Source organism: Nocardioides albidus (assembly GCF_006335005.1).
Lineage (GTDB): Bacteria > Actinomycetota > Actinomycetes > Propionibacteriales > Nocardioidaceae > Nocardioides > Nocardioides albidus.
In genome coordinates this window covers 79,080-103,766 of sequence record NZ_VDMP01000019.1, presented here as the reverse complement: position 1 = coordinate 103,766, position 24,687 = coordinate 79,080, and the positions used below count along the sequence as shown (strand labels likewise).

Below are 24,687 nucleotides of genomic sequence, written 5' to 3'. Positions count from 1 at the left end.
CAGTAATGGTTGCGCAGAGTCCGCTACTGCGTGCCCTCGGTGCTGTTGTCCCCGGTCAGCACGTCGAGGCGATCGACGAGCCACTCGCCCTTGACGAGCTTCATGGTCATGCTGACCCGCTGCTGGTCGACCTTGACGTCGGGGTTGTGGTCGTCGGTGATGACCTGGTCGACGAAGGCCAGCACCTCGACCTGGGTCTCGTCGACGACGCGGCCCGCCGCGTCCACGACCTGTCCCTTCGCGGTGACCTTGCCGTCGACGATGGCCTCCTGGAGCTTGGCGACGTTGGCTGCCAGCTTCTCCTTGAGCTCCGCGTTGGACAGCCGGTCGAGCCAGGCGAAGTCGTGCTCGCCGTCCTTCCACGAGTACGACGTGACCTGGACGAGCACCTCCTTCGCGGCCGCGACCGCCGCCTTCTCGGCGTCGTCGCGCGCGGACAGCTCGTCGACCTTCGCGAGCGCGTCCTCGAGTGCCTTGTCGTCGGAGGCCGAGCCGCAGCCCGTGGCGAGCAGACCGACCGCGAGCAGCAGGGCACACAGCAGCGCCCAGGGCCCGCGCGAGCGCAGGAGTGGTGTCACCCGGTTCACCGTACCGGCCCGGGCGCGTGGGCGGCCCCGCGCTGGAGCGTGGCGAACGACGCGGCGCAGCGTCCGTCCTTCTGGAGCGCGCGTCGCTCGGTGCGCTTCGGGTCGAGGCGGGTCGTGCCGTAGCTGCACCGCGGGTCCATGTCGGGGATGAGCTCGATGCGCAGCTCACCGCCGACGACCTTCGAGAGCAGCGACCGCAGACCGGGCGAGTAGTTCTGCAGCAGGGCGCGCAGGTGCGGCTCGTAGGAGCGGAACACGTCGGTGAAGCTGACCCCGGTCGACAAGAAGCCGGGCAGCACCTGGTTGGCGTCCTCGATCAGCTTGACGAGCTCGTCGAGCTGCCCCGGGCCCCGCTTGAGGAGATCGCGCAGCTCGGGGTCGTAGTCGCGCAGGAAGGCCGCGAACTGCTTGGCGGACCGGGCGAGCCGGCGCAGGGAGTCGGCGTTGTCGGTGGCGATGGACAGCACGCTGCCGGAGTTGCTGATGATCCGGTCGGTCTCGGGCCACACCTCGTCCAGGGTCTGCAGGATCGCGGTGCCCTGGTCCAGGATCTGACCGAGGTCGTCACCGGTGCCCTTGAGTCCGGTGCTCAGCTCGCTCAGGACGATCCGCAGCTTCTTGTCGTCGATCTGGCGCAGCACGTTGTTGACCGCCACGACCGTCGAGCTCAGGCTCTTGGGCAGGTCGGTGGACTCGGCGGGCACGACGTCGCCGGTGGCCAGGAAGGGCCCCTTGGTCTGCTTGGGCTGGAAGTCGAGGTACTGCTCACCGACGGGCGAGAGGCTGCGCACCCGCGCGACCGAGTCCTTCGGGACCTCGGTCCCGGAGGTGATCCTGATGGTCGCCTCGACGCCCTCGGCGGTGGGGACGATCGAGCGGACCTTGCCGACCTTGATGCCGCGGTAGGTGACCACGGAGCCCTCGAACAGGCCACCGGTCTGCGCGAGCTCCACCTTGACCTCCACCGGACGCGAGGTCAGGGGCTGGTCGAGGACGGCGGCGAAGATGTAGGCGGTCGTCACGATGAGCACGACGATGATGCCGGCCAGGCTCAGGTAGAGCCGATTGCCCAGGAGCTTCATCTCAGGCCCCCCGTCCGAACAGGGCCCCCAGGAGGCCGTTGAGTCCCAGCGGGTCCGACGTGGTCCCGGTCGTGGTGCCGGGCACCGGCGCGGGCCCGCTCTTCGCGCCCGCCTTGGCGCCGGTCTTGCCGCCGCCGAGGAGCGGGACGCCCGGGATCAGCTTGTCCAGCCCGATCAGGTCGAGCAGGTCGGTGACCAGCCCGGTGACGCCGCCGGTGAGGGCGCCCGCGACGTTGAGGTTGTCGAGGTGCAGCTCGAGGGCGATGTTGAGGTAGTCGGTGCCGATCACCTCGTCGGCGGCGCCGGCCGCCTTGATCACGGCCTGCAGGGACTTCTCGAAGACCCCGTTGTTGGCCGCGAACTCCGCGAGGACGGGCTCGAGCTCGCTGAGCATGGTGAGGAGCTGGGAGCGGGTCTTGGTGACCGTGTCGTTGGCCGCGCCCGTGAACTTCTCGACCTCGGCGAGCAGCTCGGTGAAGGCGGGCGTCTTCTCCCGCAGCACCTTCGCTGCGGGACGGATCTCCCTCAGCGCCCGGTTGATGGTCTTCTTGCGTCCGTTGAGCGTGGTCGACAGCGAGCTCAGCGAGGTGAGCACCCCGTCGATCGCCTGGGTGGTCGAGTTGGCCTGGGTCAGGAAGACCGAGGCCTTGTCGAGCAGTGCCCGGTAGTCGGACTCGTTGCCGTTGAGGGCCGTGTTGAGCTCCTCGGTGACCGTCTGCAGCTGGTCGAGCCCGCCGCCGTTGATCAGCAGCGACGCCTGCGACAGGGCGTCCTCGACGGACGGGGCCGTGCGGGTGCTCTCGCGGGTCAGGACCGCCTTGTCGGCGAGCACGGAGCCCGCGGCCGGGTTGGTCACGTCGACGAACAGCTCACCGAGGGGCGTGGTGTAGCGCAGTCGTGCCTGGGCTCCCTCGCGGACCGCGGCGTCCTTCTTCACCGTCAAGGTGGCCCGGGCGGTGAAGTCGTCGGCCTCGATCGACTTGACCTTGCCCATGTCGACGCCGTTGACCTTGACGGGCGCGCCGACGGCCAGGTTGAGCGCGTCGTCGAACTCCGCCTTGATCTCGATGGTGTCGCCGGAGACGCCCGTGCCCGGGATGGGGAGGTCGCGCATCGTGGTGCTGCAGGCCGAGAGCACGCCGAGGACGATGGCCAGCAGCGCGACCAGCGCAGCGCGTACGGCGGTCGTGCCTGTCCTTTTCGCAGGGGTCAGTGTCATCGCTTCCCTCACGATCCCGGCTGCACGCCGTTGATGGTGTTGCACAGCGGTCCGAGCAGGCCCTGGCACAGCTGCTGCAGGAGACCGCCGAGCGGGTCGAGGATCAGCGGGTCGATCCGGACCGGGAGGCGGTCGCCCTGGATCAGCTGCAGGTTCTGCAGGGCCAGCGGCATCACGCGCAGGATCTCGGCGAGCTGGTCCTGCTTGCTCAGCAGGGTCTTCATCAGGGTGGTCGACCCGTCGAGGCTGTCGACGATCGACTGCCGGTTGTCGACGGCGAACTTCGCGACCGTCGTCACCGCCTCGTCGAGCGAGCGGAGCGCCTGCTGGAAGTTGCCGCGCTCGTCGGCGAGCAGCTGGGAGGCGCTGGAGACCTGCTGGATGAAGGTGCGCGCGGTGTCCTCGTTGGCCGCTATGGTCGTGAGCAGCACGTCGAGGGACTTCAGCGTCGCCGCGATGTCCTCGCGATGCGCGGCGATCCCGTCGACGCCGTCCGCCAGCGAGTGGATGGTCTGGTTGAGCAGCGGCCCGCGACCCTGCAGGGCCTGGGTGCCGGCGTCGATGAACCGCTGGACCGCCTTGGTGGTCTCCGCGTTGCCGCCGATGCCGGTGGCGAAGTCGTTGAGGGACTCGAGCACCTGGTCGAAGTCCACCGGCGTCTGCGTCCTGTCGAGCGCGATCGTGGCGTTGTCGGCGATCTTCTCGTCCCCCTCGTGGAAGACGGGCGTGAGCTCGACGTACCGGTCGGTGGCGACCGACCGGGCCACGACCACCGCGCCGGCGTCGGCCGGGACGGGCTGGTCGGAGTCGATCTCCATGGTCACGAGCACCTTGTCCCCGGCCGGCTCGATCGCGGTGATCTCCCCGACCGTCACGCCCAGGACGCCGACGTCGTTGCCGACGAACAGGCCGGCGGAGTCGGCGAAGTAGGCCTTCACGGTGATCGGGTCCGATCCCCCGCCGACCAGGCCGCACCCCGAGGTGGTCAGGACGGCGAGGGTGGCGACGACCGCCGCGGCGGCGCGGACGGCGTACCGGGCGCCGGTGGTCCGCTTCGTGGATGCCGCGCTCATCGCTGGCACGTCCCTTCGAGCTTGCAGGTGGTGTCGTCGGCCGGGATCGCCGGCGGCTTGAGGTAGAGCGGGAGGTAGGGCCCGCTGCCGGTCGCGTTGGCGACGTAGCGGACCGCGGGCGCCATGTTCTCCAGGAGCCTGGTCAGCTGCTTGTCCTGGCGGTTGAGGGTGTCGAGCACGGCCTTGACGTCCTTGAGCGCGGGCTTGAGCTTGCCGTCGGTGGACTTCACGATCGCGGTGAGCGCCTTGGACAGGTCGGTGGTCTCGACCAGGAGCCGGTGGATCGCCTCGCGTCGGGCGGTGATCTCGCTGACGACCAGGTTGGTCTGCTTCATCAGCCCGACGATGTCCTGGCTGCTGGCGGAGAGCTGGTCGGTGACCTTGCGGGTGGACTCGAGCAGGCCGCCGACCTGGTCCGAGCGCTTCGAGACGACCTCGGAGAGGCGGGCGACGCCCTCGAGCGCCGGCCCGATCTCGTCCTGGCTCGCGCCGAGGGTGCCGGCCATCGCGGTCAGCGCCTTGGCGAGCAGCTCGGGGTCGAGCTCGTCGAGGGCCTCCGAGCCCTTCTCGATGACGTCCTGCAGGTTGTAGGGCACCGACGTCCGCTCGAGCGGGATCTGGCCGCTGGCCAGGCTGCCCGTGCCGTGCGGGTCGACCTCGAGGTAGTGGGTGCCCAGCAGCGTGGCCACCTTCACGGTCGCCGAGGAGCGGTCGCCCAGGGAGATGTCGGAGTCGAGGGCGAAGGACACCTGCACGTGGTCGTCCTGGATCTCGATGCCGGTGACCTTGCCGGAGATGACGCCGTGGACCTGGACGTCCTCTCCGTTGCGCAGGCCACCGGTGTGCTCGAGCAGCGCGGTGTAGTTCTTCGTGCCGAAGTTGGCGACGGACAGGTACACGACGCCCGCCCCGATCAGGCCGAGGATCACCAGGGTCACGATGCCGACGCGCAGCGGGTTGCGCTCGTTCATGGGCTTCATCGGCATGCCGCCGACCAGGGACCGTTGTTGCCGACCGGGTTGATGCCGGCGCCGTTGGGCGTCAGAGCGATCGACAGCGAGCAGACGTACACGTTGAGCGCGTTCTCGTACGACGTCGCGCGGCCGAGTGACTCGAACACGGTCGTGAAGGCGGGGATCGCCTCCACCAGGCTCGACCGGGACCTCTCGAACATGTCCGCGACGGTGACCAGTCGGTCCGTGGTCTTCGTCAGGGGCACCTTGACCTCCTTGAGCAGCGAGCTGGTCGCTCCGACGAGCCGGCTGACGCCGTCGATGGACGCGCCGATCGACTTGCGGTCCTCGGCCAGCCCGGTCATCAGCTTGCGCAGCTCGACGACCGTCTGGGAGAGCTCGTCGCCCTGGCCGGCCATGTTGTCGAGCACCGGCTTGAGGTTGGTCATCACCTCGCCGATCACGGCGTCGCGGTCGGCGAGGAAGTTGCTGAGCTGACCGGTCTGGGCGAGCAGCTGCTCGACCGTCCCGCCCTCGCCCTGCAGGACCTTGACCAGCGAGGTGGCCAGCTTGTTGACGTCACCGGGCTGGAGGACCTTGAACAGCGGGCGGAACCCGTTCAGCAGCCCGGTGAGGTCGAAGCCGGGGTCGGTGCGGGTGACGGGGACGGTGGCGCCGTCCTTGAGGGCCGGCCCGCGCTGCGCGCCCTGGACCAGCGAGATGTAGCGCTGCCCGAGCAGGTTCTGGTAGCGCATGACGAGCCTCGTGGTGTCGAGCAGCGGCTGGTCCTTGACCAGTTCCACCTGGATCTCGGCACCGTCGGCGGTCGCCTTGATGTCCTTGACCTGGCCGACCCGGACACCGGCCGCCTTCACGTCGTCGCCGACGCGCAGGCCGCTGACGTCGGCGAACTGCGCCTTGAACTCGTGCGTGCCGCCGCTGACGCCGTTCTGCATGGTGTTGACCAGCAGGAGCAGCATCAGGCCGCTCACCGCGGCGAACGCGGCGAACTTGATCGCGATGGAGCGCAGCCCGGTCATCGGCCGTCCCCCCACAGGCGTCCGGAGCCGGCGGGGTCGACGCTGCCCGTGCGGTACACCGGCTGCTGGCCGCTGCTGTAGTAGGGCGGCGGCGAGAGCCGCAGTGTGCCGTCGGTCTTCACGAATCCGCCCCGGACGGCCGCCGGCAGGTTGGCGCCGAGCAGGATGTTGACGGCGAACGCGTCGGTGATGCCCGCCTTGCGGTTGTCGTAGACCGCGTCGAGGAGCACGGTCGAGCCGTTGATGAAGTCCACCAGGTTCTTCTCGTTCTTCCTCAGGAACGCACGCGACGTCCTGGCCAGGTTGGTGCCGCCGCTGATCAGCGCGGTGATCGCGGCCTCCTGGGTGACGATCGTGTGCAGTGTGACGAGGACGTCGTCGGTCGCGTCGAGCAGGTCGGGGGCGATCTCGTTGACGAGCTGGGTCGTCGAGGCGAGCGCCTTAAGATCGGCGCGCACCTGCGGCATCCGCGGGTTGATCCGGTCGAGGTAGCTGTTCAGGGTGCGGACCGTGGCACCGATCTGGCCGCCTCGCCCGTCGAGCGCCTCGGCCGCCGAGCCGATGGCCGAGGCCAGCTCGGCCGGGCCGAGCGCCTTCACGAGCCGGTCGATGTCGTCGAGCGCCTGCTGGAGCTCGAGCGTCTCCTGGCTGCTGTCGGCCGGGACCTTGGCGCCGGCCTTGAGCTCGCCGGACGGAGCGCCGTGGACCACCAGGTCGACGAACGTCGTGCCGAACACGGTGGCCGGCAGGATCCGGGCCACGACGTTGCCGGGGACGACGTCCATGTCCTTGCGGGACATCTCCATGTCGACCGTGACGCCGCCCGAGGCGGCGCGGCTGATCTCGGAGACCTTGCCGACGATGACGCCGTTCATCTTGACGTCGGAGCCGGCGCGCAGCGCGCCGCCGGCGTTGGCGACCTCGGCGGTCACGTGCGGCTTCGAGCCGAAGGTGCCGTTGCTGCGCAGGGTGATGAAGGTGCCGATGACGGCGAGCGCGACGAGCGCGATCAGGCCTCGCCGGGCCAACTGGTTGCGGGAGATCTCGCGTGCCATGTCCTCACCTCACCCCGAGATCCGGAAGCCCGGGTCGCCGCCCCAGAACACGAGGGTGAGGACCATGTCGAGAAGGACGATGGACACGATGCTGGCCCGGATGCCGGTTCCGGTCGCCTCGCCCACCGCCTGCGGGCCGCCCCCGACCCGCATGCCGTACCAGCAGTGGATCAGGGCCACGGTCAGCGCGAAGATCAGGATCTTGACGATCGAGAAGACGATGTCCCTGCCTTGGATGAAGGTCGAGAAGTAGTGGTCGTACTGGCCCGGTGACTGGCCGAACAGGATGACGACCGAGGCCTGCGAGGCGATGTAGCTGCCGATCAGGCCGATGAGGTAGAGCGGCAGGATCGCGACCATGCAGGCGATGACGCGGGTGGTGCAGACGTAGCGCACGGCGCTGACCGCCATCACCTCGAGCGCGTCGATCTCCTCGTGGATCTTCATCGAGCCGATCTGCGCGGTGAACCGGCAGCCGACCTGGGCGCCGAGGGCGAGCGCGGCGATCAGCGGAGCGAGCTCACGGGTGTTGACGCTCGCGGAGATGAAGCCGGTCAGGGGGGCCAGGCCGACGATCTCGAGCCCGTTGAAGCCCTCGATGCCGATCGACGTACCCGCGGCGACGGACAGCAGCACCATGACGCCGACGGTGCCGCCGCCCACGAGGAGGGCGCCGCTGCCCCAGGCGATGTCCTTGATCTGGCGCAGCACCTCCTTGGGGTAGAGGGCCACCGTGGCCGGGACCTCGCGGAAGACCTTGCCCGAGAAGCTGACGAAGGAGCCGAGCAGCGCAAGCGTGCTCATCAGCGAGTCGGCGACGCCGACGAGGGCGTCGGAGAACCGGGCGCCGACTCCGCGACCGAGTTGGACCTCGGACATCAGGCACCTCCGGGGAAGAGCATCACGTAGGCCTGGGTCAGGCCGACGTTGATCACGGCGAGCAGGATGACGCTCAGGACGACGGCCTGGTTGACGGCGTCCGCGACGGCCTTGGGGCCGCCGTGGGCGCTGAGGCCCTTGTGGGCGCACACGATGATCGCCACGAACCCGAACAGCAGGCCCTTGAACTCCGCGAGCGCGAGGTCGCCGGGCTGGGCGAGGCCGACGAACGAGTCGAGATAGGTGCCCGAGGAGATCTGGCCGCCGCCGACCACGATGACGAAGGCGGTGGTCATGGCGGTCATCGCGACGATGATCGTCAGCAGGACCGAGACCAGGAGCGCGGCGAGGATGCGCGGTGCGACCAGGCGCTGGATGGGCGAGATGCCCATGACCTTGAGCGCGTCGATCTCCTCGCGCACGGTGCGCGCGCCCAGGTCGGCGCAGACGGCCGACCCCACGGCGCCCGCGATCATCAGCGAGGTCACGAGCGGCGCACCCTGGCGGAGGACGCCGATGCCGTTGACCGCGCCGATGAACGACTGGGCGCCGATCTGGTTGGCCGCCGCGCCGATCTGGACCGAGGTGATGACGCCGAACGGGATGGCGACCAGGATCGTCGGCAGCAGCGAGACCCGGGTCATGAACCAGCACTGCAGCAGGAACTCCGACCACGAGAACCTGCGAGCGACGATGTCGGAGAAGCCCCACTGGATGGACTCCACCGCCAGCTTCACCAGCTCACCGGTGGTGACGACACCGGCCTTGAACCGGCCCGTCAAGCTGTCGAGGACGGAGCGTCCGCCAGCGACCACGGCGCTCATCCGGGCACCCGCCTCTCGTCCATTCCACCCCTGCCTTCTTCACCGGTGAACCGGGCTCGGACAGACCCCCGGGACTGCCTGTTGCGAGGTGTAACAGTAATCACGCGCAGAGGTCACGCATTTCGGGCCCGAGTGCCGAGATGCCCCCGGGGCGCCATCCTGGGTCCGCGGCGCGGACGCCGCAGCCCCGCCGCGCCGAGGAGGAGCGGCACCCGGCCCCGGTGCCCCTGCCAGGGGCGCAGGTAGCGGGCCAGCTCGGCGTCGTCGAACAGCCGTCCCTCCAACGCCCACCCGACGTCCTTGGCGACGTGGTAGTCACCGAAGGACACCGCGTCCGGGTCGCCGAGCGCACGCTGGCGCACCTCGGCGGCGGTCCACACCCCGACCCCCGGCAGCGCGCGGAGGCGTCGCTCGGCCTCCTCGCCCGGCAGCTCGGCGGCCCGCTCGAGGGACTCCGCGTGGCGCGCGGCGGTGACGACGGCCCGGCTGCGAGCCGGGTCGATGTGCAGCCGCAGCCACTCCCACGACGGGATCCCGCGCAGGGTGTCCGGGTCGGGCGGGACCATCAGGCCCAGGGCCGCCCCCGGCCCGGGCGCGGGCCTGCCGTAGCGGCGGACGAGCGCGCGGAAGCCGGCGAACGCCTCCTGGCCGGTGACCTTCTGCTCGATGATCGCGGGCACCAGGGCCTCGAGGACCAGGCCGGTGCGCCCGCGGCGCAGGTGGGGATGCTGCCGTCGCGCCTCGACGAGCACCGGATGGCGGGGCTCGAAGCCGGTCCAGTCGTCGAGCTCGCCGAGCAGGGCCGGCAGCTGGGCCAGCGCCCACGCGGCGCCGGGACCCCAGGCGTGGGCGGTGACAGCGCCGTCGGCGTCCTGCTCGGAGACGGCCAGCGTCGCGACGCCGTCCGGCGTGCGGCAGGCACGCCAGTGCCGCCCGGCCACGGCCAGGCGGTGGGTCGGGTCACCGCCACCGTGGCGCTGCTGACCCAGCAGCGCCCCGACCGGGACGGGGCGTCCGGGCGACCAGGAGCGGACCTGCGGGGCGTCGCCCGCGTCGGAGCCGCCCGCGTCGGAGCCGCCCGCGAGGGAGCCGTCCGGTGACATCACGCCAGCACCCTACGGCGAGACCGCTCTCCGCATGAGGACTCCGAAGACACTAGGCTCTGTCACACAACCACGAACATCTTTCGTTGGTCCCTGATCTTCCTCAGGCTCCGGAGGGCAGTTGAGCATCGACACGACCCGCACCCGCCGGGCCCGTCTCGACCAGGAGGCGGTGCTCCGGGCGGCGGAGGCGCTCGTCGACCGCGACGGGTACGACGCCCTCACCATGACCTCGCTCGCCGCCGAGCTCGAGGCCCGGGTGTCCTCCCTCTACAACCACGTCGCGAACCTCGAGGACCTTCGTGCCCTCATCCAGGTGCGGGCGATGCGACTGCTCGGCGAGCACGTCCGCAGCGCCGCCATGGGGCACGCCGGCACCGCCGGGCTGCGCGCCCTCAGCCACGCCCTGCGCGCCTTCGCCCGCAGTCATCCCCAGCGCTACGCCGCCCTGACCCGACCGCCGATCGACCGAGAGGCCTTCTACGCCGCGGCGCTCGACGCGATCGAGGCGCTGGCCGTGATGGTCCGCTCCGCGGGCCTGCCCGACGACCGCCTCCTGCAGAGCGCGATGGCGCTCTTCGCCTCGCTGCACGGGTTCGTGTCCTTGGAGGTCGCCGGCTACTTCGGCGACCTGTCCGGCACCAGCGCGGAGGTGCTCGACCTCGACCGGGTCTACGAGCAGGTCATCGACGGCGCGGTGACCGCCGCGTCCGTGGAAGCCACCCGCTGATCGCCGGGCCCACCATGCTGCTGCGCGACCTCGTCGACGTCTCCGGCCGGGTGGCGGCGACCCGCTCGCGCAAGGAGAAGACCCGGCTGATCAGCGGCCTCCTGCTCGCGGCCGCGCCGGGTGAGCGAGCGCTCGTCGCCCACTACCTCGGCGGCCGGCTCCGTCAGCGGCGCACGGGCCTGGGCTGGCGCAGCCTCCAGGCCCTCCCTCCCCCAGCGCCCGCCCCCACCCTCGACGTCGCCGAGGTCGACGCCTCGTTCGAGGCCATGTCGCGACTGGCCGGATCCGGCTCCGCGGCGCTGCGATCCGCGGCGGTCGTCGACCTGTTCGGCCGGGCCACCGCGCCCGAGCAGGCGTGGCTGCGAGCGGTCGCGGTCGGCGAGGTGCGCCAGGGCGCGCTCGAGGCAGTCGTCACGGAGGCCCTCGCTGCCGCGGCACAGGTGCCGCTGGCCGCGGTGCGCCGGGCGGCGATGCTGGCCGGCGGTGCGACGTACGTCGTCGACGAGGCGTTCGCCGGCGTCGAGGCGCTCGGCGGGGTCGGCCTGAGTGTCGGACGCCCGATCCTGCCGATGCTGGCCTCCTCAGCCCCGGACGTCGCCGCCGCCGTGGCCAAGGCCGCCGGCGGCCGCGCGCTTCCCGAGGTCGGCGTGGACGCCAAGCTGGACGGCATCCGGATCCAGGTGCACCGCTCGGGCGAGGAGGTCGTGGTCGCGACCCGCAGCCTCGACGACATCACCCACCGCCTCCCCGAGGTGGTCGCGATCGTCCGCGCCCTGCCCGCGACCGACGTGGTCCTGGACGGCGAGGCCCTGTGGCTCGCCGCGGACGGGCGACCCCGGCCCTTCCAGGAGACCGCCTCGCGCACCGCCGGCCCGGCCGCGAGCGAGGCGGTCGTGTCGCCGTACTTCTTCGACGTGCTCCACCTCGACGGCACCGACCTGATCGACCGCCCGGCCCGCGAGCGCTGGCAGGTCCTGGAGGACCTCGTCCCCGCCGCGCACCGGGTGCGCCGCTGGGTCGGCACCGACGTCGCCGAGGCCACCTCCTTCGCCGAGGACGTGCTCGCCTCCGGTCACGAGGGAGTCGTCGTGAAGTCCGTCGACGCGCCGTACGACGCCGGACGCCGCGGCTCGGCGTGGGTCAAGGTCAAGCCCGTCCACACCCTCGACCTCGTCGTCCTCGCCGTCGAGCACGGCTCCGGACGCCGCCGTGGCTGGCTCTCCAACATCCATCTGGGCGCTCGGGACCCCTCCTCGCCCACCGGCTTCGTGATGCTGGGCAAGACGTTCAAGGGGATGACCGACGCGATGCTGGCCTGGCAGACCGAACGGTTCCGCGAACTGGAGGTCGCAGACGACGGGTGGGTCGTGACCGTGCGTCCCGAGCAGGTCGTCGAGATCGCCTTCGACGGTCTCCAGCGCTCCACCCGCTACCCCGGCGGCCTGGCGCTGAGGTTCGCCCGCGTCGTGCGCTACCGCGACGACAAGAGCGCCGAGGAGGCGGACACCATCGAGACCGTCCGCGCGCTCGCCGACGGCTGACCAGCACTCGGTCGGAGATGTTGCAACACCGAGTTGCACGTCTCGTACACTCGCCTCATGGCGACCAACGCACCGGCCACCGACGGCCGCCGCAAGGCCGCGGCTGCCCGCCGGAGGGCACGCCAGGCGGCGATCATCGCGGCGACCCGCGAGATCTTCGACTCCCGGGGCGTCCGCGACGTCCAGATCGAGGAGATCGCGAGCGCGGTCGGGATCAACCGGGCCATCGTCTACCGGCACTTCACCGGCAAGGAGGAGCTCTTCGCGCTCACCCTCGTCGGCTACCTCGACGAGTTGCACGACGCCATGGCGGACGCGGCCGCGAGTGGGAGCAGTCCGGCTGACCGGCTGGAGCGGATCGTCGGCGCCTTCGTCGACTACGGCGTCGCGCATCCGGCGTTCGTCGACTGTGCCCAGGCGCTCATGGTGCGCCCCGGCGAGGAGCTGCTCGACGAGATCGCGGAGGGCCCGCTGTTCCGCCTCGGCCGCGGCATCACCTCCTGCCTGACCGTGCTGTCGGACACCCTCGCCCAGGGGGTCGACGAGGGCGCCTTCACACTCAGCGACGACCCCGTCCTGCTCGCGAACGCGCTCTACGCCAGCGGCCTGGGCGCTCTGCAGCTGGCCCGGCTCGGCATCCTCGTCAGCGAGGCCGCGCCCGGCATCCCGACGGTGGGGCAGATCTCCGCGCAGCAGGTGCGCTCCTACCTGGTGCGCTCCGCGCTCGCGCTGGTCACCGTCTGACCTGGTACGACGAACGGCCCGTCCCCTGGAATCAGCCGAGGGGGACGGGCCGTTCGCTGCGTCTCGGGGACGGTCAGCGCTCCATGATCGCGACGACGCCCTGGCCGCCCGCCGCACAGACCGAGATCAGCGCCCGGCCGCCGCCGTTGGCCTTGAGCAGCTTGGCCGTGTTGGCGACGATCCGCCCGCCGGTCGCCGAGAACGGGTGGCCGGCGGCGAGCGAGGAGCCCTTGACGTTGAGCTTGGCCCGGTCGATCGAGCCGAGCGGCGCGTCCAGGCCGAGGCGCTCCTTGCAGAACACCGGGCTCTCCCACGCGGCCAGCGTCGAGAGGACCTGCGAGGCGAAGGCCTCGTGGATCTCGTAGAAGTCGAAGTCCTGCAGGCTCAGGCCGTTGCGCTCGAGCATCCGCGGCACGGCGTACGCCGGCGCCATCAGCAGGCCCTCGGCACCGTTGACGAAGTCGACGGCGGCGACCTCGGAGTCCACGAAGTAGGCGAGGACCTCGAGGCCGTGGGCGGCGGCCCACTCGTCGGAGCCGAGCAGGACGGCGGACGCGCCGTCGGTCAGCGGGGTCGAGTTGGCGGCGGTCATCGTGGCCGCCTCGCCCTTGCCGAAGACCGGCTTGAGCGTGGCGAGCTTCTCCAGCGAGGAGTCGGCGCGCAGGTTGTTGTCGCGCTCGAGGCCGCGGAACGGCGTGATCAGGTCGTCCTGCCAGCCCTCGTCGTACGACGCCGCGAGGTTGTGGTGCGAGGTGACGGCCAGCTCGTCCTGGGCCTCGCGGGTGATCTGCCACTCCAGTGCCGTCAGCGCCTGGTGCTCGCCCATGGAGAGCTTGGTGCGCGGCTCGCCGTTGGACGGGACGGCGAGACCGATGTCGCCGGGGCGGATGGTCGCGAGGATCGCGAGGCGGTCCTTGGCGGAGCGCGCGTTGTTGAGCTGGATCAGCTTCTTGCGCAGCTTCTCGGAGATCGCGATGGGCGCGTCGGAGGTGGTGTCCACGCCGCCGCCGATGCCGGAGTCGATCTGGCCGAGCTTGATCTTGTTGGCGATGTAGTTGATCGCCTGGAGGCCGGTGCCGCAGGCCTGCTGCAGGTCGACGGCCGGGGTCTCGGGGGCGAGCCGGGTGCTGAGCACCGACTCCCGGACCAGGTTGAAGTCGCGGCTGTGCTTGAGGACCGCACCTCCGGCGACCTCGCCCAGGCGCTCGCCCTCCAGGCCGAAGCGAGCCACGAGGCCGTCGAGCGCGGCGGTCAGCATCTCCTGGTTGGAGGCGGTGGCGTAGGCGCCGTTGGAGCGGGCGAACGGAATGCGGTTACCGCCCAGTACGGCGGCCCGGCGAACAGTCTCGGTCATGGTTCCATCCTCACGCAGCGGTGCCCTCCGGAGAACCGTTTGAGGGCGAGATCACGAAATGTGGACTCAGAGTTACACATCTAGTTACATGGTGCACATGACTGACAAGTACCAGGGCTTCGTGAGCTCCCCGATCGGCAAGCTCCTCGTCAAGAACCTCGGACTGCCCAACCCCACCAAGCTGGACCGCTACACCGCCGGCGACCCGCTGGTGCAGGGCACCGTCCTGGTCGGTGGCCGCGGCCGGCTGGCCGAGTCCCTGCCCGGTCTGCTCGACGTCCTCGGCATCGCGTCGGTGGGCGAGCAGGCCGAGGGCGAGAAGTACAAGGGCCTGGTCTTCGACGCCACCGGCATCACCACCGTCGAGCAGCTCGTGGAGCTGCAGGGGTTCTTCACCCCCCTGATGCGCAGCCTCGAGAGCTGCGCGCGCGTCGTGGTCCTGGGCACCCCGCCGGGCCTGGTCGAGGGCAGCGAGCAGATCGCCCAGCGCGCGCTCGAGGGCTTCACCCGCAGCCTCGGCAAGGAGATCGGCAAGGGCGGCACCGTCCAGCTGGTCTACGTCGCGGACGGCTACGAGGACTCCGTGCTCTCCACGCTCGGCTTCCTGCTCAGCCCCAAGTCGGCGTACGTCTCGGGCCAGGTCGTCCGGATCGGCGCCCACGACGAGACCCACGGCTCGGCGCTCGCCGACTGGACGGCGCCGCTGGCCGGCAAGATCGCCTTCGTCACCGGCGCCAGCCGCGGCATCGGCGAGGAGATCGCCCGGGTGCTGCACCGCGACGGCGCGAAGGTCGTCGGCCTCGACGTGCCGCAGGCCGCCGACGAGCTGGTCAAGGTCATGAACGAGCTCGACGGCGACTGGCTCACCCTCGACATCACCGCACCCGACGCGCCGCAGCGGATCGCGCACCACCTCAAGGAGAAGCACGGCGGCGTCGACATCGTCGTGCACAACGCCGGCGTCACCATGGACAAGAAGCTGGCCAACCAGACCCCCGAGCGCTTCGGCAAGGTGCTTCAGATCAACCTCGAGGCCCCCGAGCGGATCACCGCCGAGCTCCTCGAGCAGGGCGTGATCAACGCCAACGGCCGGATCATCGGCGTCGCCTCGATCGCGGGCATCGCCGGCAACCTCGGCCAGACCAGCTACGCCGCGTCGAAGGCCGGCGTGATCGGCTTCGTCGACTCGCTCGCCGACAAGCTGAAGGACGGCATCACCGTCAACGCCGTCGCGCCGGGCTTCATCATCACCCAGATGACCGCGGCCGTGCCGTTCGCGACCCGCGAGGTCGGCCAGCGCCTCAACGCGATGTCCCAGGGCGGGCTTCCGGTCGACGTCGCCGAGACCATCGCCTGGTACGCCTCCCCCGCATCGACCGCCGTCAACGGCAACGTCGTTCGGGTCTGCGGCCAGATGATGCTGGGGGCCTGACCGTGGCCGGCCTCCCGGTGATGCTCAAGGCCGCGCTGCCCGCGGTCCCCGGCGTGAACCAGCTCCCCGGCATCAAGAAGACCGGTGGCGCGCTGCCGGACCTCACCCTGTCGCGCAACGACGTGGTGGTGGAGCGATCGGCCGTGGAGCGGTACGCCGAGGTCTGCGGCTTCCCGAACCGCGACGTCGCGCCGGTGCCCTATCTGCACATGCTGGCGTTCCCGCTGCACATGCAGCTGATGACCGATGCGAAGTTCCCCTTCCCGGCCATCGGCTCGGTCCATCTGGAGAACACGATCGTCCAGCATCGGCCGGTCGCGATCGGCGAGACCGTGTCGCTGTCGCTGAAGGCCGACAACCTCCGGGCCAGCACCAAGGGCCGCGCCTGGGACATGCGAGTCCAGGCAACCGTCGCCGGGACATCGGGCGGCCCGGACGAGGTCGTGTGGGAGTCGGTGTCGACCTACCTGCGGGTCGGGAAGGGCGACAAGGAGCAGGGCGACCCCGGCATGTCGCTCACCCCGATCGACGCCAAGGGCCCGGTCTGGAGCGTCCCGGAGAACATCGGGCGCAGGTACGGCGCCGTGTCGGGCGACCGGAACCCGATCCACCTCTACCCGCTGACCGCGAAGGCGCTGGGCTTCCCGCGCCACATCGCCCACGGCATGTGGAGCAAGGCGCGCTGCATCGCGGCCCTGGAGAACCGGCTGCCCGACGCCGTCAGGGTCGAGGTCGCGTTCAAGAAGCCGATCTTCCTGCCGGGCAGGGCGCAGTTCGGCGCCCAGGCCAACGCGGCCGGCTACGACTTCACGCTCGTGAACCCGAAGAGCGGCGCGCCCCACCTGCTGGGTCGCACCACCGCCCTCTAGCCACCTGGTCAGCCCTGGTGGTGCAGGCGCGGCACGACCTGCCGCGCCTGCTCCTCCGGCATCGGCTCGTAGTGCGCGAAGGCGCGGGTGAAGGTGCCCGCGCCTCGCGTCGCCGCCCGGAGGTCGACGGCGTAGCGGACCAGCTCGCGCTGCGGGACGTGCGCCCGCACCAGGGTCCGGCCGCCGTCGACGTTCTCGTTGCCGAGCAGCCGGGCCCGTCGCGCGCTCAGGTCGCTCATCACCGGGCCGACCAGGTCGTCGGGCACCAGGACGCCGACCTCGTCGTACGGCTCCAGCATCGAGACGCCCGCCGCCTCGGCCGCGTCGCGCAGCGCCAGCGCGCCGGCGCTCTGGAAGGCCATGTCGGACGAGTCCACGCTGTGCGCCTTGCCGTCGGTCAGGGTGACCCGCAGGTCGACGACCGGGTAGCCGGCCCGCAACCCGCGCTCCATCTGCGCGCGCACGCCCTTCTCGACACTGGGGATGTAGTTGCGCGGCACGGAGCCTCCGACCACCTTGTCGACGAACTCGAAGCCGCTGCCCTCGGGGAGTGGCTCGATCTCGATGTCGCAGATGGCGTACTGGCCGTGCCCGCCGGACTGCTTGACGTGCCGGCCGTGCCCCTTCGCCGGCGCGGTGACGCACTCACGCAGGGGCACCAGCAGCTCCCGCTGCTCGACGGCGACCCCGTGCCGGTCGGCGAGACGCTCGAGCAGGACGTCGGCGTGGGACTCCCCCATCGCCCACAGCACGAGCTGGCCGGTCTCGGCGTTGTGCTCGACGCGCAGGCTCGGGTCCTCGGCGGCCAGCCGGGCCAGCGCCTGGGAGAGCTTGTCCTCGTCGGAGCGGGTGGCCGCCTCGATCGCGACGGGCAGCAGCGGGTCGGGCATCGACCAAGGGCGCAGGACGAGGGGCTGGTCGACCGCCGACAGGGTGTCGCCGGTCTCCGCGCGGGAGAGCCGCGCCACGGTGCCGAGGTCGCCCGCCAGCACCCGGGCGGCCGGCACCTGCGCGGCGCCGAACGGGTGTCCGACCGCGCCGATCCGCTCGTCCTCGTCGTGGTCCTCGTGGCCGGCGGCGGCGGTGAAGAAGGAGGAGAAGTGGCCCGACACGTGGACCGCGGTGTCCGGCTCGAGGGTCCCGGAGAACACCCGGACCAGGCTGATCCGGCCGACGTAGGGGTCGCTCGCGGTCCTCACCACCTCGGCGACCAGCGGACCCGTGGAGTCGCAGGACACCCGGCCGACGGCCGCGCCGGCGGGGGTGAAGACCTCCGGCGACGTGTGCTCCAGCGGGGACGGGAAGCCGTCGACGCACAGGTCCAACAGCTCGCCGAGCCCGACCCCCGTGGTGGCGCAGACCGGAACGACCGGGTGGAGGCTGGCCCGGGCGACCGCGGTCTCCAGATCCGCGACCAGCACGTCGAGGCCGACCTCCTCGCCGCCGACGTAGCGGTCCATCAGGTCCTCGTCCTCGGACTCCTCGATGATCGCCTCGATCAGCTCGCCGCGGCGCGGGTCGTCGATGTCGCCGCCCCCGCTCAACAGCCCGGTCAGCCCGCGCCCGTCGTCGGCGGCGAGGTAGACCGGCAGCACCTTGCCGCCGAACGCCTCCCGGGCCTGGGCGACGATGGCGTCGACGTCCGCGCGGGGGTGGTCGAGCTTGGTGACCACGACCGCGCGGGGCATCGCGACCTGGTCGCACTCGCGCCACAGTTGCCGGGTGCTCTCGTCGACCTCCTCGTTGGCCGCGACCACGAAGAGGGCGCAGTCGGCGGCCCGGAGGCCCGCGCGCACGTCACCGACGAAGTCGGCGTACCCGGGGGTGTCGATCAGGTTCACCTTCGCGCGCCGGTGCATCAGCGGCGCGACGGCGAGCGAGATGGAGCGTCCGTGGCTGCGCTCCGCGTCCTCGGTGTCGCACACCGTGGTGCCCTCGGCTGTGCTGCCTGCCCGGTTGATCGCCCCGGCGTGCAGGAGCAGGGCCTCCACGAGGGAGGTCTTGCCCGAGTGGGAGGGCCCGACCAGGGCCACGTTGCGCACCTGTTCGGGCCCGGCTACCGCGAGGTCGTGCTCGCCCCGCCTCTCCGCGCGCTTGTCCGCCATGGGTTCACGTAACTCCTGCTGGACGCCGGAGACAAGCCCCGAGTGCGGGAGAGGTCAGCGGGACGGACGGATCAGGCCCTCCTGCGCGACGGTCGCGACGAGGGTGCCGTCCTGGGTGAAGATCCGGCCCAGGGCGAGGCCGCGTCCGCCGCTGGCCGACGGGGACCACTGGTCGTAGAGCCACCACTCGTCGGCGCGGAAGGGCCGGTGGAACCAGATCGTGTGGTCGAGCGAGGCCATCTGGATGTTGCGCGGGCTGGTGTCGGGATGCGCGGCGAGGGTCGCGCCGAGCAGCGAGACGTCACTGGCGTAGGTGAAGGTCGCGAGGTGCTCGATCGGGTCGTCGCTGAGCCGGCCGTCGACCCGGATCCACACCTGGGTCTGGGCGGGGTGCATCGGGTCCGGCTCCAGGCCGTGGGACGAGTTGCCGAGCCAGCGCACGTCGAGCGCGGCCCACTCCTTGCTCAGCCCGTCGTCGGTGCCGCGCTCGGCCATCCGCGTCATCAGGTCCACCCCCTGCTCGGGCGGCCGGACCTCGGGCATCACGTCCTGGTGCTCGAGACCCTCCTCGGCGCGCTGGAAGCTGAGGGACTGGTAGTAGATCGGCCGGCCGTGCTGGCGGGCGAGCACCCGGCGCGTGGCGAAGGAGCGGCCGTCGCGGATCCGCTCGACGTCGTAGATGATCGGCACCTGGTAGTCGCCGGGCAGCAGGAAGTACGAGTGCAGGGAGTGCACGTGCATCCCCTCCTCGACGGTGCGCGACGCGGCGATCAGCGCCTGCGCGGCCACCTGGCCGCCGTACACGCGCTGGCGGACGGTCTCGGGCTGCTGGCCGCGGAACAGGTCGGTGTCGAGCCGCTCGAGGTCCAGCAGGGCGACGAGCCGGCGGGTCGCCTCGCCCATCACCCGGTCGCTCATGCCGGTCCTCCGGTCTCGTCGGGGCCCTCGAGGCCGGCCAGGAACTGCTCGAACTGACGGCCGATCTCCTCGCCGGTCGGGAGGGGCTCGTCCTCGGCGAGCAGGCTGCTGCCCTCCTGCTCGGCCCGGGCGAAGGTGTCGTACTGCTGCTCGAGCGCGGTCACGACATCACGGACCTCGTCGTTGGCGGAGAGGTAGCGGTCGATCTCCTCCTCGCGCTCGTCGGCCTCGGAGCGGAGGTCGGTGAGGTCGATCGTGAGCCGCGCGGCCAGCTCGACGTGCTCGAGCAGGGAGACCGAGGCGCGCGGGTAGTCGAGCTGCGCGAGGTAGTGCGGCACATGGGCGACGAACCCCTGCGCGTCGTGGCCCCAGTCGCCCAGGCGCACCTCGAGCAGCGCCTGCGCGCTGCTGGGCACCCGGAGCTCGCCGCGCCACGGGCTGGAGCCGGTCAGCAGCTCGGGGTTGTTGGCGTGGTGGGTGATCGCGATCGGCCGGGTGTGCGGCACCGCCATCGGCACCGAGCCCATCGACACGACCAGGGCGACGCCGAAGCGCTCGACGACCTCCCGGACGCCGCGGCTGAACGCCTCCCACCGGATGTCGGGCTCGCTCCCGTGCAGCAGGAGGTACGGCGTGCCGCCGGCGTCGCGCAGCAGCCGCACGACGAGCCGCGGCGGCTCGTAGCCCTCGTAGTGGTCGCGGGCGAAGGTCATCGGGGGCCGCCGTGCGCGGTAGTCGTGGAGCTGGTCGACATCGAAGGTCGCCACCACGACTCCCCCGCCGTCCGTCGAGAACGCGCCGGTGCGGACCAGGTGCCGGCAGGCGAGCGCGCCCGCGTTGCCGGCGTCGAGGAAGCCGTCGAGCGCGAGCACCATCGCGAGACCGTCGACCTCCTCCAGCTCGGGAACCTCGTCGACGATGTGGACGAGCCGGGGCGATGGGGTCACGCGCAGAGCCTATTCCCCCGTCGTCGTCCTGACGGGCGCGGGCTGCAGGCGGCTGTGACTGCGCCCGTAGACGAAGTAGACGACGAACCCGATCGCCATCCACACCCCGAACCGGATCCAGGTGTCGCCGGTCAGGTTGAGCATGAGGTAGAAGCACATCAGCGTCGACACGGCCGCGACGACCGGGGCGAGCGGCGTGCGGAAGCCGCGCGGCAGGTCGGGCCGGCTCCGCCGCAGCACGACGACACCGACGCTCACGAGCATGAAGGCGAACAGCGTGCCGATGTTGACCAGGTGCGCGAGCGTGCTGAGGTCGACGAGCCCGGCCATGGTGGCGACGGCGATGCCGGTCAGGATGGTGATCCGGTACGGCGTCCCCCAGGTCGGGTGCACCTTCGCCAGCCCGCGCGGCAGCAGCCCGTCACGGGCCATGGCGAAGCCCACGCGGGACTGCCCGAGCATGAGGATCATGGCCACCACGACGAGGCCGATGCAGGCGCCGATCGAAATGAGGTTCGGCATCCAGTCGACGCCGGAGGCCTCGAACGCGTCGGCCAGCGGCGCGGCGCTGTCGGGGTCGATGTCCTTGTAGCTGCGCAGGCCGGTGACGATCAGGCTGACCGCGGCGTACAGGACCGTGACGATGGCCAGCGAGCCGAGGATGCCGATCGGCACGTCGCGCTGCGGGTTCTTGGTCTCCTCGGCGGTGGTGGCGACGATGTCGAAGCCGATGAAGGCGAAGAAGACGATCGCGGCGCCCGAGATGACGCCGGCGAGGCCGAACACGGCGGGCTCGAGGCCGAGCAGGCTGGTGATCAGCGGAACGTCGGCGAAGCCGCCGCTGGCCTCCGGCGCGGGCTGGGCGTCGGGGATGAACGGCGTCCAGTTGCTGACGTCGATGTGGCCGATGCCGACCACGATGACCGCGGCGACCACGACCAGCTTGAGGGCGACGACGAACTGGTTGAAGCGGCTGGAGAACTTCGTGCCTCGGATGAGCAGGAAGGTGACGAGAAGGGCGATCACCACAGCCGGGAGGTCGACCACGCCGGTCGCGGCGGAGCTGATCTGCGCGGGCAGCGTGACGCCGCCGATGTCGAGGACCTCCTGCAGGTAGGCGGAGAACCCGGTGGAGAGCGCGGCCGCGCCGACCGTGAACTCGAGCACCAGGTCCCAGCCGATGATCCACGCCACCAGCTCGCCGAGGGTCGCGTAGCTGAACGTGTAGGCACTGCCGGCGACCGGGACCGTCGAGGCGAGCTCCGCGTAGCAGAGCGCCGCGAGCCCACAGGCGACCGCCGCGATGATGAAGCTGAGCGCGAGGGCGGGACCCGCGTTGCTGGCCGCGACCGTGCCGGTCAGCACGAAGATGCCGGCGCCGATGATGACACCGACGCCGAAGACCGTGAGGTCCAAGGCGGATAGGTCCTTGCGCAACCGGTGGTCCGGCTCGTCCGTGTCGGCGATCGACTGCTCGACGGACTTCGTGCGGAAGAGGCTCATGAGGTCTCCTGGCCCGAGTAGGTGCGTTGCATCAGTCCTACACCCCGTTGCGCCAACTGTGCGGGAGTGACACCGAGGACATCGGGGAGAACCTGCTGCTGGTCCGCGCCCGCGGCGAGCCGGTCGAGCAGCAGCAGGAGCATCGGGGTGCCGTAGACGTTCGCGACGTACTCGCACACCCACCACGAGACGGCGTACCACGCCTCCGCGTCGGGACCGGCGAACTCGGCCGGACCGGGCAGCCGGGTCACGCTCGCGGCGAGATCGAGCGCACGGGCCGGAAGCCGACGCCGGGTCGGCGCCATGGCCTGGACCGACACGTACTCGGCGAAGCCCTCGCTCAGCCACAGCGGCGCACCCTGCCCGCGCGCGCCGAGGGTGGCGTGGGTCAGCTCGTGGCGCACCAGGCGACCCAGGACGCCGGCAGGCTGGTCGAGCACCCGCGGGCTGAGGAAGACCCGGTACGACGCGACGCCCTGCTCGGCGTCCGTCGCGTCGACGGGCACGGCGATGGTGAGCCCGTCCGCGCGGTCCGGGTCGCCCACCGTCTGGTCGGCGAGGCCGCGCAGGAAGGCCGGATCGCGCAGCGAGTAGACGACGACTCCCCGGGAGGAGCCGTCCGCGGCCGCCCCGATCACGCTGCGCACGTCGGACCGGCCGCTGCCGGCGGCGTCGAGGACCGCGTCGGCCCGCGCGACGGTGGTGTCGTCGAAGATGCCGAGCACGCCGAAGGCCTGCTCGACGTGGACCGGGCCCAGGTCCCAGGGCTGGACGTTGCCCGGGTGGGTGCTCTCCCAGGCGTGGTCGGTGGTCGAGGTGATGACGAGCCGGCGGCCGTCGGGCGAGGGCGTGAACAGGAACCGGTCGCGGGTGCGGGCCGGCGCGGCGTCGTACCCGTCGAGTCCGAGGCTGAGCACCACCTCCGCCCAGTAGTCCTGGCCGCCCTCGACCGGCGTGATCGTGTCGGCGGCGACCTCGTAGCTGAGCTCGCCGACGGGGAGCTGCGCCAGGTTGTCGAAGTAGGTCTGCTGCTCCTCGGCCAGGCCCGCGTCGGAGCGGTCGAGCGCGCGGCGGAAGCGGGCGACGTCGTGGGTGCGCAGGCCGCGGGCCCGCTTGTGGAGCGTCCTCTGCATCAGGGTCGCGACGTCGTCGTACCCGGTGCCGGAGTAGGTCGGCGGCGGCGGGTCGTCGGAGCAGGCGGTGAGCGGCAGCAGGAGCAGGGCCAGGGCCGGGAGAACGGCCCTAGCGCGAGCCGTCGACATCGAGGAGCGTCCGTCCTTCCGGAGCGGGCTCGGCCGCACCATCCCCAGCACTGTCCCCAGCACTGTCCCGGGCGATGTCGTCGAGCACCTCGAGGGCGATGGCCGAAGGGGTGAGCCCGATCCGCTCGAGGATCGCGGCTCGCTTGGCGTGGTCGAGGAACTCCTGCGGGATCCCGTGGACCCGGACCGGCGTGCGGACGTCCGCGGCGGCGAGGGTCTGCAGCAGCACCGCACCGACGCCTCCGACGACGCCGTTGTCCTCGATCGTGACGACGCGGCGGTGGGTGCGGGCGAGCTCGACCAGCGCGGGGTCGACCGGCTTGACCCAGCGGGGGTCGACGACGGTGACGCCGATGCCCTGGTCGATCAGGCGCTGGGCGACGTCGACCGCGACGGTCGCCATCGAGCCGACGGACACGACGAGGACGTCGCGGGCGCCGTTGCGCACGAGGACGTCGCAGCCGCCGACCGTGTCGATCGCCGGAACGTCCTCCGGCGGCGGTCCCTTCGGGAACCGGACGACGGTCGGCGCGTCGGCGACCTCGACCGCCTCGTCGAGCAGCTCGCGCATCCGGGTGACGTCGCGGGGCGCGGCGAGGCGCAGCCCGGGGACGACCTGCAGGAGGGACATGTCCCACATGCCGTTGTGGCTGGCGCCGTCGTCGCCGGTGACGCCGGAGCGGTCGAGCACGAAGGTGACGCCGCACTTGTGGAGCGCGACGTCCATCAGCACCTGGTCGAAGGCGCGGTTGAGGAAGGTGGCGTAGACGGCGAACACGGGGTGCATGCCCCCCATCGCGAGGCCGGCCGCGGAGGTCGCGGCGTGCTGCTCGGCGATGCCGACGTCGAAGGTCCGCTCGGGGAACCTGGCCTGGAACTTGTCGAGCCCGACCGGGTGCATCATCGCGGCCGTGATCGCCACGACGTCGGGGCGACGCTCGCCGATCTCGACGACGTGGTCGGCGAAGTGGTCGGTCCAGATCTTGCCCTTGGGCTTCTCCGCCCCGGTCTGCACGTCGAAGGGTCCCGGAGCGTGGAACTGGTCGGCCTCGTGCCGCTCGGCCGGGTCGTAGCCGAAGCCCTTGCGGGTGATCGCGTGCACGATGACGGGCCCACCGAACCGCTTGGCCTGCGCGAGCGCGTGCTCCATGGCCGACCGGTCGTGGCCGTCCACCGGGCCGACGTACTTGAGCCCGAGGTCCTCGAACAGGCCCTGCGGGGCCAGCGCGTCCTTGATGCCCTTCTTCATCGCGTGCAGCGCGTCGTAGGCCGCCGCGCCGACTCCGGGGACGGCGGTCAGGCGCCGCTTCACGATGTCGAGGACGTGCTCGTAGCGCGGGTTGGTGCGCAGAGTGGTGAGCGCCGTCGCGAGACCGCCGATCGTGGGCGTGTAGGAGCGGCCGTTGTCGTTGACCACGATCACGAGCTTGGAGTCGTGCTGGATCGCGATGTTGTTGAGCGCCTCCC

General features: G+C 71.3%; 22 protein-coding genes. 5 read left to right on the top strand and 17 right to left on the bottom strand.

The window, feature by feature from the left end; genetic code table 11:
- Positions 1-23: 23 nt before the first annotated feature.
- The 10 genes from FHP29_RS06375 to FHP29_RS21595 all read right to left on the bottom strand — a co-directional run bounded on the left by FHP29_RS06375 (position 24) and on the right by FHP29_RS21595 (position 9,815).
- A complete protein-coding gene (locus tag FHP29_RS06375; protein ID WP_139622021.1) occupies positions 24-578 on the bottom strand; it encodes a hypothetical protein in 555 nt (184 codons plus the stop codon).
- Between the two features lie 5 nt (positions 579-583).
- Positions 584-1,669 carry an MlaD family protein gene (locus FHP29_RS06370; protein ID WP_139622020.1) on the bottom strand — a complete coding sequence of 362 codons (1,086 nt, stop codon included), beginning with the start codon at positions 1,667-1,669 and terminating at the stop codon, positions 584-586.
- Between the two features lies 1 nt (position 1,670).
- Complete coding sequence (locus FHP29_RS06365) at positions 1,671-2,888, bottom strand: MCE family protein (RefSeq protein ID WP_139622019.1); 1,218 nt, start codon at positions 2,886-2,888, stop codon at positions 1,671-1,673.
- 8 nt (positions 2,889-2,896) lie between these two features.
- The gene (locus FHP29_RS06360; RefSeq protein ID WP_139622018.1) at positions 2,897-3,961 is read right to left on the bottom strand and encodes an MCE family protein; all 1,065 of its coding nucleotides are present in this window, start codon (positions 3,959-3,961) and stop codon (positions 2,897-2,899) included.
- Positions 3,958-4,932, bottom strand: coding sequence for an MCE family protein (locus FHP29_RS06355; protein ID WP_158296496.1), 975 nt, complete (start codon positions 4,930-4,932; stop codon positions 3,958-3,960). The genes FHP29_RS06360 and FHP29_RS06355 overlap by 4 nt, the downstream gene beginning before the upstream one ends.
- A gap of 5 nt (positions 4,933-4,937) precedes the next feature.
- A complete protein-coding gene (locus FHP29_RS06350) occupies positions 4,938-5,954 on the bottom strand; it encodes an MCE family protein (RefSeq protein ID WP_139622016.1) in 1,017 nt (338 codons plus the stop codon).
- Positions 5,951-7,009 (bottom strand): MCE family protein, encoded by a 1,059-nt coding sequence (locus FHP29_RS06345; RefSeq protein ID WP_139622014.1) that lies wholly within the window; start codon positions 7,007-7,009, stop codon positions 5,951-5,953. The genes FHP29_RS06350 and FHP29_RS06345 overlap by 4 nt, the downstream gene beginning before the upstream one ends.
- 9 nt (positions 7,010-7,018) lie before the next feature.
- Positions 7,019-7,888 carry an MlaE family ABC transporter permease gene (locus FHP29_RS06340; RefSeq protein WP_240044348.1) on the bottom strand — a complete coding sequence of 290 codons (870 nt, stop codon included), beginning with the start codon at positions 7,886-7,888 and terminating at the stop codon, positions 7,019-7,021.
- Positions 7,888-8,712 carry an MlaE family ABC transporter permease gene (locus FHP29_RS06335; RefSeq protein WP_139622012.1) on the bottom strand — a complete coding sequence of 275 codons (825 nt, stop codon included), beginning with the start codon at positions 8,710-8,712 and terminating at the stop codon, positions 7,888-7,890. The genes FHP29_RS06340 and FHP29_RS06335 overlap by 1 nt, the downstream gene beginning before the upstream one ends.
- 113 nt (positions 8,713-8,825) lie before the next feature.
- Entirely contained in the window at positions 8,826-9,815 is a 990-nt protein-coding gene (locus FHP29_RS21595; protein ID WP_240044360.1) for a DNA-3-methyladenine glycosylase family protein, read from the bottom strand.
- Positions 9,816-9,936: 121 nt separating this feature from the next.
- On the opposite strand from FHP29_RS21595, the gene FHP29_RS06330 reads away from it, so the two are divergent.
- The 3 genes from FHP29_RS06330 to FHP29_RS06320 are packed head-to-tail and all read left to right on the top strand — an operon-like array spanning position 9,937 to position 12,830.
- Complete coding sequence (locus tag FHP29_RS06330; protein ID WP_205013919.1) at positions 9,937-10,545, top strand: TetR/AcrR family transcriptional regulator; 609 nt, start codon at positions 9,937-9,939, stop codon at positions 10,543-10,545.
- Positions 10,546-10,559: 14 nt separating this feature from the next.
- The gene (locus FHP29_RS06325; protein WP_139622010.1) at positions 10,560-12,086 is read left to right on the top strand and encodes an ATP-dependent DNA ligase; all 1,527 of its coding nucleotides are present in this window, start codon (positions 10,560-10,562) and stop codon (positions 12,084-12,086) included.
- Positions 12,087-12,143: 57 nt separating this feature from the next.
- Positions 12,144-12,830 (top strand): TetR/AcrR family transcriptional regulator, encoded by a 687-nt coding sequence (locus FHP29_RS06320; RefSeq protein WP_139622009.1) that lies wholly within the window; start codon positions 12,144-12,146, stop codon positions 12,828-12,830.
- A gap of 73 nt (positions 12,831-12,903) precedes the next feature.
- Here the strand turns inward: FHP29_RS06320 and FHP29_RS06315 are convergent, their stop codons facing one another.
- Entirely contained in the window at positions 12,904-14,184 is a 1,281-nt protein-coding gene (locus tag FHP29_RS06315; protein ID WP_139622008.1) for an acetyl-CoA C-acetyltransferase, read from the bottom strand.
- A 97-nt stretch (positions 14,185-14,281) separates the two neighbouring features.
- Here FHP29_RS06315 and FHP29_RS06310 point away from each other — a divergent pair, with 97 nt between their 5' ends.
- A complete protein-coding gene (locus FHP29_RS06310; RefSeq protein WP_139622006.1) occupies positions 14,282-15,616 on the top strand; it encodes a 3-oxoacyl-ACP reductase in 1,335 nt (444 codons plus the stop codon).
- 2 nt (positions 15,617-15,618) lie between these two features.
- Positions 15,619-16,485: a MaoC family dehydratase gene (locus FHP29_RS06305; protein ID WP_240044347.1), complete on the top strand. Its 867-nt coding sequence runs from the start codon at positions 15,619-15,621 to the stop codon at positions 16,483-16,485.
- 8 nt (positions 16,486-16,493) lie between these two features.
- On the opposite strand, the gene FHP29_RS06300 is transcribed toward FHP29_RS06305, so the two are convergent.
- The 6 genes from FHP29_RS06300 to FHP29_RS06275 all read right to left on the bottom strand — a co-directional run.
- Positions 16,494-18,590, bottom strand: a complete 2,097-nt coding sequence (locus FHP29_RS06300; protein WP_139622005.1) for an elongation factor G-like protein EF-G2 — start codon at positions 18,588-18,590, stop codon at positions 16,494-16,496.
- A gap of 54 nt (positions 18,591-18,644) precedes the next feature.
- Positions 18,645-19,508: an acyl-CoA thioesterase gene (locus tag FHP29_RS06295; RefSeq protein ID WP_240044346.1), complete on the bottom strand. Its 864-nt coding sequence runs from the start codon at positions 19,506-19,508 to the stop codon at positions 18,645-18,647.
- Positions 19,505-20,455 carry a PAC2 family protein gene (locus tag FHP29_RS06290; RefSeq protein WP_240044345.1) on the bottom strand — a complete coding sequence of 317 codons (951 nt, stop codon included), beginning with the start codon at positions 20,453-20,455 and terminating at the stop codon, positions 19,505-19,507. The genes FHP29_RS06295 and FHP29_RS06290 overlap by 4 nt, the downstream gene beginning before the upstream one ends.
- Before the next feature lie 9 nt (positions 20,456-20,464).
- The gene (locus FHP29_RS06285; RefSeq protein ID WP_139622004.1) at positions 20,465-21,958 is read right to left on the bottom strand and encodes an amino acid permease; all 1,494 of its coding nucleotides are present in this window, start codon (positions 21,956-21,958) and stop codon (positions 20,465-20,467) included.
- Positions 21,955-23,220: a hypothetical protein gene (locus tag FHP29_RS06280; protein WP_139622003.1), complete on the bottom strand. Its 1,266-nt coding sequence runs from the start codon at positions 23,218-23,220 to the stop codon at positions 21,955-21,957. The genes FHP29_RS06285 and FHP29_RS06280 overlap by 4 nt, the downstream gene beginning before the upstream one ends.
- The coding region (locus FHP29_RS06275) for a 1-deoxy-D-xylulose-5-phosphate synthase N-terminal domain-containing protein (RefSeq protein ID WP_240044344.1) at positions 23,201-24,687 on the bottom strand (1,487 nt) is incomplete at its 5' end. The genes FHP29_RS06280 and FHP29_RS06275, both read right to left, overlap by 20 nt.

Excerpts from the sequence above, each read along its gene's own strand:
- FHP29_RS06370 (WP_139622020.1), bottom strand. The coding sequence starts at position 1,669 with ATGAAGCTCCTGGGCAATCGGCTCTACCTGAGCCTGGCCGGCATCATC.
- FHP29_RS06365 (WP_139622019.1), bottom strand. The coding sequence starts at position 2,888 with ATGACACTGACCCCTGCGAAAAGGACAGGCACGACCGCCGTACGCGCT.
- FHP29_RS06360 (WP_139622018.1), bottom strand. The coding sequence starts at position 3,961 with ATGAGCGCGGCATCCACGAAGCGGACCACCGGCGCCCGGTACGCCGTC.
- FHP29_RS06355 (WP_158296496.1), bottom strand. The coding sequence starts at position 4,932 with ATGAACGAGCGCAACCCGCTGCGCGTCGGCATCGTGACCCTGGTGATC.
- FHP29_RS06350 (WP_139622016.1), bottom strand. The coding sequence starts at position 5,954 with ATGACCGGGCTGCGCTCCATCGCGATCAAGTTCGCCGCGTTCGCCGCG.
- FHP29_RS06345 (WP_139622014.1), bottom strand. The coding sequence starts at position 7,009 with ATGGCACGCGAGATCTCCCGCAACCAGTTGGCCCGGCGAGGCCTGATC.
- FHP29_RS06340 (WP_240044348.1), bottom strand. The coding sequence starts at position 7,888 with ATGTCCGAGGTCCAACTCGGTCGCGGAGTCGGCGCCCGGTTCTCCGAC.
- FHP29_RS06335 (WP_139622012.1), bottom strand. The coding sequence starts at position 8,712 with ATGAGCGCCGTGGTCGCTGGCGGACGCTCCGTCCTCGACAGCTTGACG.
- FHP29_RS21595 (WP_240044360.1), bottom strand. The coding sequence starts at position 9,815 with ATGTCACCGGACGGCTCCCTCGCGGGCGGCTCCGACGCGGGCGGCTCC.
- FHP29_RS06325 (WP_139622010.1), top strand. The coding sequence starts at position 10,560 with ATGCTGCTGCGCGACCTCGTCGACGTCTCCGGCCGGGTGGCGGCGACC.
- FHP29_RS06320 (WP_139622009.1), top strand. The coding sequence starts at position 12,144 with ATGGCGACCAACGCACCGGCCACCGACGGCCGCCGCAAGGCCGCGGCT.
- FHP29_RS06315 (WP_139622008.1), bottom strand. The coding sequence starts at position 14,184 with ATGACCGAGACTGTTCGCCGGGCCGCCGTACTGGGCGGTAACCGCATT.
- FHP29_RS06310 (WP_139622006.1), top strand. The coding sequence starts at position 14,282 with ATGACTGACAAGTACCAGGGCTTCGTGAGCTCCCCGATCGGCAAGCTC.
- FHP29_RS06300 (WP_139622005.1), bottom strand. The coding sequence starts at position 18,590 with ATGGCGGACAAGCGCGCGGAGAGGCGGGGCGAGCACGACCTCGCGGTA.
- FHP29_RS06295 (WP_240044346.1), bottom strand. The coding sequence starts at position 19,508 with ATGAGCGACCGGGTGATGGGCGAGGCGACCCGCCGGCTCGTCGCCCTG.
- FHP29_RS06285 (WP_139622004.1), bottom strand. The coding sequence starts at position 21,958 with ATGAGCCTCTTCCGCACGAAGTCCGTCGAGCAGTCGATCGCCGACACG.
- FHP29_RS06280 (WP_139622003.1), bottom strand. The coding sequence starts at position 23,220 with ATGTCGACGGCTCGCGCTAGGGCCGTTCTCCCGGCCCTGGCCCTGCTC.